At 49.6% G+C, this 676-nt stretch carries 1 protein-coding gene; it reads right to left on the bottom strand.

Going from position 1 to position 676, the window contains the following annotated elements; translation table 11 throughout:
• Positions 1–55: 55 nt before the first annotated feature.
• On the bottom strand, positions 56–676 hold a 621-nt coding region (locus E1189_RS22765), incomplete at its 5' end, for a hypothetical protein (protein ID WP_196220957.1).

Genomic DNA, 676 nt, shown 5'->3' with positions numbered 1-676 from the left:
ACCAATGTTTTGTATGGATGATGGTGAGGGGACAAAGGTTCAAAATGAGTCAGGGTCACAAGCAGGTCTGTTTGGCGATTACGCGCAGCTGGCGTTCCTTTACTCTCCAGATCTCGTCTTTCTTCAGTTCTTGTCGATGGGGTTCAAGCTCATTGGCCAGACTAAAGAGCAATTCTGCTTTATCTCTGAACTCATACTCCATTTTTTCTTCAATACCCAAAGTTTGCAGTCTAAGTTGCGGCCAGACGGATAAAAGGCGAAAGCAGTGAGCCAGTTGACTCAGACAGGATGCACTGGTTCTCTCACTTCTTTCCACAGCAAGAACAGCCCAATGCAGCGCCTTCCCCAACAGAGTCGTATGTGCGGGTAATATGTCCTTAGCTTCCGTTAATTCCCGGAAGCAACGGACGCTAAAACACAAACAGGTTTCGAACCCCGGAAACAACTGTTTTTCGAGTTGCAGCCTATCAAACTGCTCCCACTCGCCCATATCAACAAAAACAGACGCAAGACCCAATTCGATACCTTGGTCCCTGCAGGGAGTGTTTACCTGTCCTCCGGCCGCCCAGGTGCGCAGCCGGGTGAAGATGTTTCGTGCCGCTCTCAGGTTAGCCGTGTCCCCCATAACCTGGAGATGCATGCCCATAGCCAGTTCAATATCCTTGTCATTACAAGG

Origin of the sequence: Parendozoicomonas verongulae (assembly GCF_009711465.1) — a bacterium.
GTDB lineage: Bacteria > Pseudomonadota > Gammaproteobacteria > Pseudomonadales > Endozoicomonadaceae > Sansalvadorimonas > Sansalvadorimonas verongulae.
The sequence above is the reverse complement of the archived record's forward strand: the minus strand, read 5'-3'. Positions and strand labels throughout refer to the sequence as shown.